Raw genomic sequence first — 7,128 nt, 5'->3', positions numbered from 1 at the left:
CATTATTTCAATAGATTAAGTTCATACTTCATATTAAATGTTTACGAAAGATGATTTTACCGAATGGCGCAATTTCAATGACTTAGATTTACATCGGGAATAGCTGGAGTTTTTCTGTTTTCTAAGTTTTTTTGCCATCTCAAGTTTTGCATCCTGTTCCAGGAATTGCCCAGAAAAATGGGTTTGAGTAAAAGAAATTATATGGCAATTGATTGAGCACCGGGATTTAAAAAACAGCAACCACGGTTCAGCGGCCGATCAGCACTTCAAAACTACCATACCACAATTCCGGTCGTGCCGAACGACTCACAGGCCGGTCCAGAATCCAGGCTCCCTGTGCAAGACTGGAAAAACAGGCACCGATGACCGCAAAGACTGCGACGATGTGACAGTAATGATGTCGCGAGGCTGGGTGATCAGTCCATTGGAAACTATGGACGTTGACAGGTCAGGCGATTGGATAAAACAGGCAGGTGGGGTTGGTTGCAACCGGAGGACTGCCGGAACGTGATTTGAAAAACGATCCCCCCTCACTTATTGTAAATGAGGGGGAAAGGAAGGTAACGGACAGGTTAACAATAAGGCATAAATACAAACAGATCCTCATTGATATCGGTTGGTCGGACATCTACAGTCACCAGGTCGTCTCCATAACGTATCCCTGTCCCTGATCCTGAAAAAGCAGGGTCCCGATCACTGGACGTCAGAAATTGGAGCTCTTCATAGGTCAACCCTTCAACGCTGAACTGAATTTTATCGCTTTCTGCGTCAAACCCCACGATCCGATCAACCCCATCGCCGGATTCAAAAATACACAGATTATTGCCGCCGCGCCGAAGATCGATAACATCATCACCTTGACCGGCAATAATCGTATCATCGCCGAAAGAACCAAAAATCGTGTCATTTCCTGCTCCGGAAGAAACATGCTTCTCTGACTGCGCGTCATTGCTGGCGTTGTACCCGTAAAGGGTAATCCTGTCATCGCCGCTACCGGTTGTGACCGTGTCGTTACCGCCGAAACTTTGCACAACATTCTGCCCATCCCCCAGGGTGATGTGGTCATCTCCTGCGTCTGTGTAGATGCGATTGTTCCCGTCACCGGCAGTAATGGTGGTGACTTTTCCACTTCCTGCGTTCCGATTATAACCGGAATCGATAGTGTTATTACCGTGGCCGGCGTTGATAACGTCACCGCCGCCAGCTGAATAGATCAGGTCATCTCCATCACCGGTAATGATTTTGTCGCTGCCGGCGCCGGTATAGACACGGTTATCACCGTCTCCACCGTCAATGGTCTTGTTTCCGGCACGATCACCAACTAACCAATTGTTCCCCCTGGCGTTAATAAAATCGTTGTCATTACCTGTTGTTATGTTGTCGTTGCCACCGTAACTGTACACATAATTCTGGCCTTTTCCCAGGGTGATGTGGTCATCTCCTGCGTCTGTGTAGATGCGGTTGTTCCCGTCTCCGGCAGTAATGATGGTGACTTTTCCACTTCCTGCATACCGATTATAACCGGAATCGATAGTGTTATTACCGTGGCCGGCGTTGATGACGTCACCGCCGCCAGTTGAATAGATCAGGTCATCTCCATCACCGGTAGTGATTTTGTCGCTTCCGGCGCCGGTATAGACACGGTTATTACCGTCTCCACCGTCAATGGTATTGTTTCCGGCACGATCACCAACTGCCCAATAGCTTCCCCTGGCATTAATAAAATCATTTCCGTCGCCTGCAATTATTGTGTCGTCTCCGGCATAACTGTATACGTTATTGTTGCCGTTCCCGGCATCAATAACGTCATCTCCAGCTGTGGCATATATGCTGTCGTTTCCTTTGCCCGTGAAAACCATGGACTTACTGTCTGGTTGTGAATTGTTGAGACGGATTGTATTATTGCCGCCATAATCAAATATCATGTCGTAACCACCGTTGCCGGATATCTGATCATTGCCATCGGTGCCGATAATAACATCATCGCCACTTGTCCCGTAGGTGCTGCCGCTGACCGCCTCGATGTACAGCCCGCCCTCACGACCATAACTTCCATATACGGACAAGGTGAGGGTAGCCTGGTCGACAAGCCCTTTATCGTCCATTACTTCATATGGCACCACAATGGAGAAAAATTGACCGGCCTTGAGATCGCCATAGCTCTCACCGGGGTCAAAATCGTAGGTGCCATCCGCTTCAATCTTGATCCTTCCTCCTTCCTCAAGATCAATCCATTCCCCGATATTGGAGTGGAGCCCGTTTACCGTTGCAACGGACAGAGTCTCCGTGATGTTGAAATCGCTGTCATTGGCAAGCACGTTGCCTTGCCTGCCGACATCAAAGCCAACAACTATGTTCTGGCTGTCATTTTCGGCTACTGGAGCCACAGGAATCATACGTAAAGGAAGATACCCGTCAATGGCATCTTGTGTTACCGGGTTGCCTATAAGGTCTTCCAGAAGGTGAACTGCAAACTGATACCCCATATACGAATAACCTTCAGCGCTGAAATGGACATTCCCATTTGAGTAGTCGGTAAAATCAAGCATGCTGAAATACGCGATAAACTCAGATGATTGCATGGCTTGGAGTATTTCCTGCTCGATAACCGCCCCCCCCATTTGTGGGGAAACGCCACTGGCGACCAGACGTAGATCTGATATCCCGGTCTCTGATTGCAACTCTTGCAATAACGCAAGCAACTTCTGGTCGTAAGGTGCTGAATTGTTAACGTCATATTCTCCCTGGTTCCATGCTAGGCCACCCATGATCGGAGCATATCCCTGGGTTGCAATATCTTCAGACGCTTTCAGGCTATGCTCAAGCAACCTGTCAGCCATATCCTGGTACAGCCAGCGATCTATGGAGGTGCCGCCTGAAGTAACTTTAGTGAAATAGACGTCGCTGGCCAGGGCTTTAGTCAGGTTCACTCCAAGAGACAACTCCGAACCGGCCCATAGGCGATTTGGTGCGGCCCCAAAATCGAGAGGTGCTGAATTCTGAGTTGGTTCTAATGACGCAAATTTGTTTCCTGTCCACATGTGGACATTTTCCTGGGTCCCTTGCAACTGTTCATCAAAGTCCGAAACGTTGGCCCATCCAGCCATATTCGACTGCCCGGACAGCAGGAAGTGGTAACGTGATTCAGCGACGATACCCGCATCGTTGACACCGCCGGAGGCCTGTACGCCGGAGACCGCGGTTGCTGCTGTCTCCGGATGGGTTCCGATAACACCGTTGTACGATGAGGTGCCGTGAAGCTGGGCACCACCTGACCCTGGTGCCGTAAACATTTCCACCGTCACCCCATCTTCGTGGAATACGTGGGCGGTGGCCCCTTCGCCCAATACGTATTGGTTCTTGTGGAGGGCAACCCCCTCGGTGTAGATCGTGCCTGCATCGTTGAGTAAGACGATAACGCTGTTTTCACCGCCCTGTCGCACCGCCGATGTAAAGTCAAGAGGTTGCGCTGCCGTCCCAAGTCCCTGCGAAGTGCCATTTGCACTAACGTACAATAAATTCAATGCCATTTTGTCACTTTTATCCGTTACGTGATAGATTAACCTGGCTGATGATAACCAAAAAAAAGAGCCGTCCTTTTCAACGTTTTCAGTCTTCATCAGCCGTCTGCTTACCAACAAGCGATGTTTTTCCTGTAAAAGCTACGTGTAATACAATGTGCTGATATTGCAATAAAAAAATAATGTGCAGACATGTTTCCTGTCAGTCGGAAGGATCTTTTTGGCGAGCCGGGAGTGCTGTTATCAAAGAGTTAATTTCACAAAACGGACTGCGGCGATTTTACAATTCGCCGCAGATATCGTAACGAGCAAGTTGCACGAATATTACTGCAATGACCTGGCGATCAGTTCCTTCATGATCTCACTCGTACCTCCATAAATTTTCATGACCCTGCTGTCGACAAAGAGACGTGATATGGGATATTCCCTGGTATACCCGTACCCCCCGAAAAACTGCAGGCACTCATCAACAGTTTTGCAGAGTTTCTCGGTGAGCCACATCTTTGCCATGCTGGCAGTCGCTGTGTCCAGCTTGCCTGCTATCATTTTTTCGATACAGTCGGCCACAAAGGTTCTGCCGATCCTGGCCTCGGTAAAGAGCTCCGCCAGTTTGAACCTGGTATTCTGGAAATCAAAGATGGTGCGGCCGAAGGCCTTTCTGTCCTGTGTATACTCGAAAGTCATCTTCAACGCCCGGTCCATGAAACCCACGGACAGGACCGCAATCAGCAGCCGTTCATATTTCAGCTGGTCCATCAGCTGGTAAAACCCCTTGCCTTCCTCCTTGCCTAGCAGATTAACGCATGGTACCCGGGCACCATCGAAAAAAAGTTCGGTGGTGTCCTGGGCGTGTTGGCCGATCTTCTCAAGCGGTTTGCCGCGGGTAAAACCGGCCAGATCCTCGGTTTCGACCACAACCAGGCTGATGCCTTTGGCACCTTTTGATTCATCGGTCTTCACCACGAGGACGATGAGGTTTGCCAACAGCCCGTTGGAGATAAAGGTCTTGGAACCGGTTATGGTATAAAAATCTCCATCTTTTACCGCCTTGGTCGTCACCCCCTGAAGATCGGAACCTGCTCCCGGCTCCGTCATGGCAATGGCTCCGATACATTCACCGCTGCAGAGCCTTGGCAGCCACTTCTTCTTCTGCTCCTCACTCCCGTACGCCAGGATATAGTGGGAAGCGATGTTGTGGACCTGGATGCCAAAGCCGGAAATACCCTGCGCGGCCAGCTCATCACTGATCACCGCATCAAAGGCGAAATTCCCTCCGATACCGCCATACTCTCCAGGGATAGTTGCGCCGAGCATTCCCATCTCTGCAGCTTTTTTCCAGAATTCCCTGTCGACAAAATGCTGCGCTTCATACTTCGCGTCGTGCGGGACATATTCGTTTTCCAGGAAGCTCCTGACTGATTCAGCCATCAGCCTCAATTCATCGTTCATCCAACCGGCGTTATATGTCATTGTAGATTCCTTGCCTGAAAATTTACCAGCTCTTGTAACGAAACCTTATGCGTCAATTGCGCTCCAGGATGGTAACTCCGCAAGCGAACTCTTCCACCGAGATAACGCCTCCGCCGTTTTCAATGAGACCAATTCCTGCATCCTTTACCTGGCGCTCTTGGGCTTCGCCCCGCAGCTGGTTCGCCACCTCGTACACCATCGACAGTCCGGTAGCCCCGATGGGGTGTCCCTTGGAGACTAACCCACCAGAGGTGTTGATCGGGATTTCTCCGTCCAGCATGGTCGCTCCGGAAGCTATAAATTCTCCACCTTTGCCTATTGGGCAAAATCCCATCATTTCCGCCTGGTATATCTCACAGAATGAGGTCGCATCATGGACTTCGGCGACATCGATATCCTTCGGCGCCAGGCCGGACATGTTATACGCTTTGTCGGCTGCCCATTTGGTGAGGCTCGGTTCGGCGATAGGCCGGTTTTTTCCGCCGGAAAGCACGCTTGCCCTGATTTTTACAGCACGATCACGTACCGCCGCAGGCTGCTGCTTCAGGAATTTTTCCGAACAGAGAATTGCCGCCGCGGCCCCGTCACCGATAGGGGCGCACATAGACCTGGTCATCGGATAGCTGACCAGGTAGTCTGAAAGAACTTTATCTACAGGAACCTCGAAACGATACTGGGCTTTCGGGTTGAGCGAACCGTTGTGGTGGTTTTTGGAGGCGCCGATGGCGATCTGCTCCTGGGTGGTCCCCCATTTCCACATATGCCAGCAGGCCTGCATTGCATATGTATCCATGAAAATGGAACGTTCCGGGCCGAAACGGAAATCCTGCCCGCACTCTTGGGCTACCTGTTGATAACGCTTGATGAAACTGTCTTTTTCCTCGCGGTCGATACCGTGGTTGAAAGCTGTCATCACCCGCGCCATGTCTTCGTGATAAAATTTATCCATGCCGATGGCAAGAGAAACATCGTGGAGTCCGCTCAGGATATCTTTCCAGGCAAGATGCAGGGCAATGGACCCCGAGGCGCATCCCCCCTCGACGTTAACCAGCGGGACACGTTCCGGGAACAGTCCCTCGTCGACCATGGGGGCGAACATGCAGTGTCCCCTGAGGAGGTCCTGGTCCCATAGGATTCCCATGCCGCAGTTGGAAAAGTAGCTGCTTTCCATTGCACCGGCGTCGCTCATGCCAGCGTCTTCGAGGACACCAACCAGTGCGTCTCGAGTCAGTTCTTTACCGGACTTTTCCGGCCATTTTCCAAATGTTGTGGTGTAGGTACCAATGATATATACAGAGTCGAGCATGATGATTTTCCTCTTTTGGTTCGGGGGGCAGTGAAGTTTAATACCCCTTGAATTCCGGTTTACGCTTTTCCACGAAGGCAGAGGTGCCTTCTTTCTGGTCCTCTGTTGAAAAAAGCAGTTCAAAACAACGGGATTCATAGTCGAGTCCGGAAACCAGATCGGTATTCATCCCGGTTTTGACCGCCTTTTTGATCATTTTCAGGGCAAATCCCGGTTTTTCCCCGAGAACGGTTGCCATCTTCATTGCTTCATTTACCAGGTCCGGTTCTTCCACCACCTTGTTGACCAGCCCAATCTTCCTCGCCCTGTCTGCAGACACAGGCGCACCCGTAAAAAGCATCTCGCAGGCAAGGCCCATGCCGATCAGTCGGGCCAGCCTCTGGGTGCCGCCGGCCCCGGGCATCAAACCCAGGTTGATCTCCGGCAGGGCCAGCTGCGCTGTTTTCGAGGCTATGCGGATGTCGCAGCACAGGGCAAGCTCACACCCTCCGCCAAAGGCAAAACCGCTGATGGCTGCGATCACCGGTATCTCTACCTCCGATAACCGGTTGAAACAGGACAGCAAGGAGCGCAGGAACCGGTGGGCCTGGGTCGGATTTTCCACCCCGCGGATCTCCTTGATGTCCGCTCCGGCGGCAAACACCTTCTCCCCGCCGGTAATGACAAGGGCCTGTATGGTCTCGTCAGCTTCTACCTGATCAAGTGCCTCATGGATTTCGGCCAACAGTTTGGAATTGATGGCGTTCATGGCCTTGGGCCGATTCAGGGTTATGATTGCTGTGCTTTCACTTGTTTCCAGCAGGATATTTTCAAATTTCATGCTTTCCTCGT

At 51.0% G+C, this 7,128-nt stretch carries 4 protein-coding genes; all 4 read right to left on the bottom strand.

Annotated features, from left to right (window positions below; genetic code table 11):
• Positions 1–572 precede the first annotated feature (572 nt).
• Entirely contained in the window at positions 573–3,530 is a 2,958-nt protein-coding gene (locus BLQ17_RS17570) for a sialate O-acetylesterase (RefSeq protein WP_176761294.1), read from the bottom strand.
• A 315-nt stretch (positions 3,531–3,845) separates the two neighbouring features.
• The gene (locus BLQ17_RS17565; protein WP_092225219.1) at positions 3,846–4,991 is read right to left on the bottom strand and encodes an acyl-CoA dehydrogenase family protein; all 1,146 of its coding nucleotides are present in this window, start codon (positions 4,989–4,991) and stop codon (positions 3,846–3,848) included.
• A gap of 52 nt (positions 4,992–5,043) precedes the next feature.
• The gene (locus tag BLQ17_RS17560; protein ID WP_092225217.1) at positions 5,044–6,297 is read right to left on the bottom strand and encodes a thiolase family protein; all 1,254 of its coding nucleotides are present in this window, start codon (positions 6,295–6,297) and stop codon (positions 5,044–5,046) included.
• Between the two features lie 37 nt (positions 6,298–6,334).
• Positions 6,335–7,117: an enoyl-CoA hydratase/isomerase family protein gene (locus tag BLQ17_RS17555; RefSeq protein WP_092225238.1), complete on the bottom strand. Its 783-nt coding sequence runs from the start codon at positions 7,115–7,117 to the stop codon at positions 6,335–6,337.
• Positions 7,118–7,128: the final 11 nt, after the last annotated feature.

It is taken from the genome of Desulforhopalus singaporensis (assembly GCF_900104445.1).
GTDB lineage: Bacteria > Desulfobacterota > Desulfobulbia > Desulfobulbales > Desulfocapsaceae > Desulforhopalus_A > Desulforhopalus_A singaporensis.
This window is presented reverse-complemented; position numbering and strand designations above follow the sequence as displayed.

Excerpts from the sequence above, each read along its gene's own strand:
- BLQ17_RS17570 (WP_176761294.1), bottom strand. The coding sequence starts at position 3,530 with ATGGCATTGAATTTATTGTACGTTAGTGCAAATGGCACTTCGCAGGGA.
- BLQ17_RS17565 (WP_092225219.1), bottom strand. The coding sequence starts at position 4,991 with ATGACATATAACGCCGGTTGGATGAACGATGAATTGAGGCTGATGGCT.
- BLQ17_RS17560 (WP_092225217.1), bottom strand. The coding sequence starts at position 6,297 with ATGCTCGACTCTGTATATATCATTGGTACCTACACCACAACATTTGGA.
- BLQ17_RS17555 (WP_092225238.1), bottom strand. The coding sequence starts at position 7,117 with ATGAAATTTGAAAATATCCTGCTGGAAACAAGTGAAAGCACAGCAATC.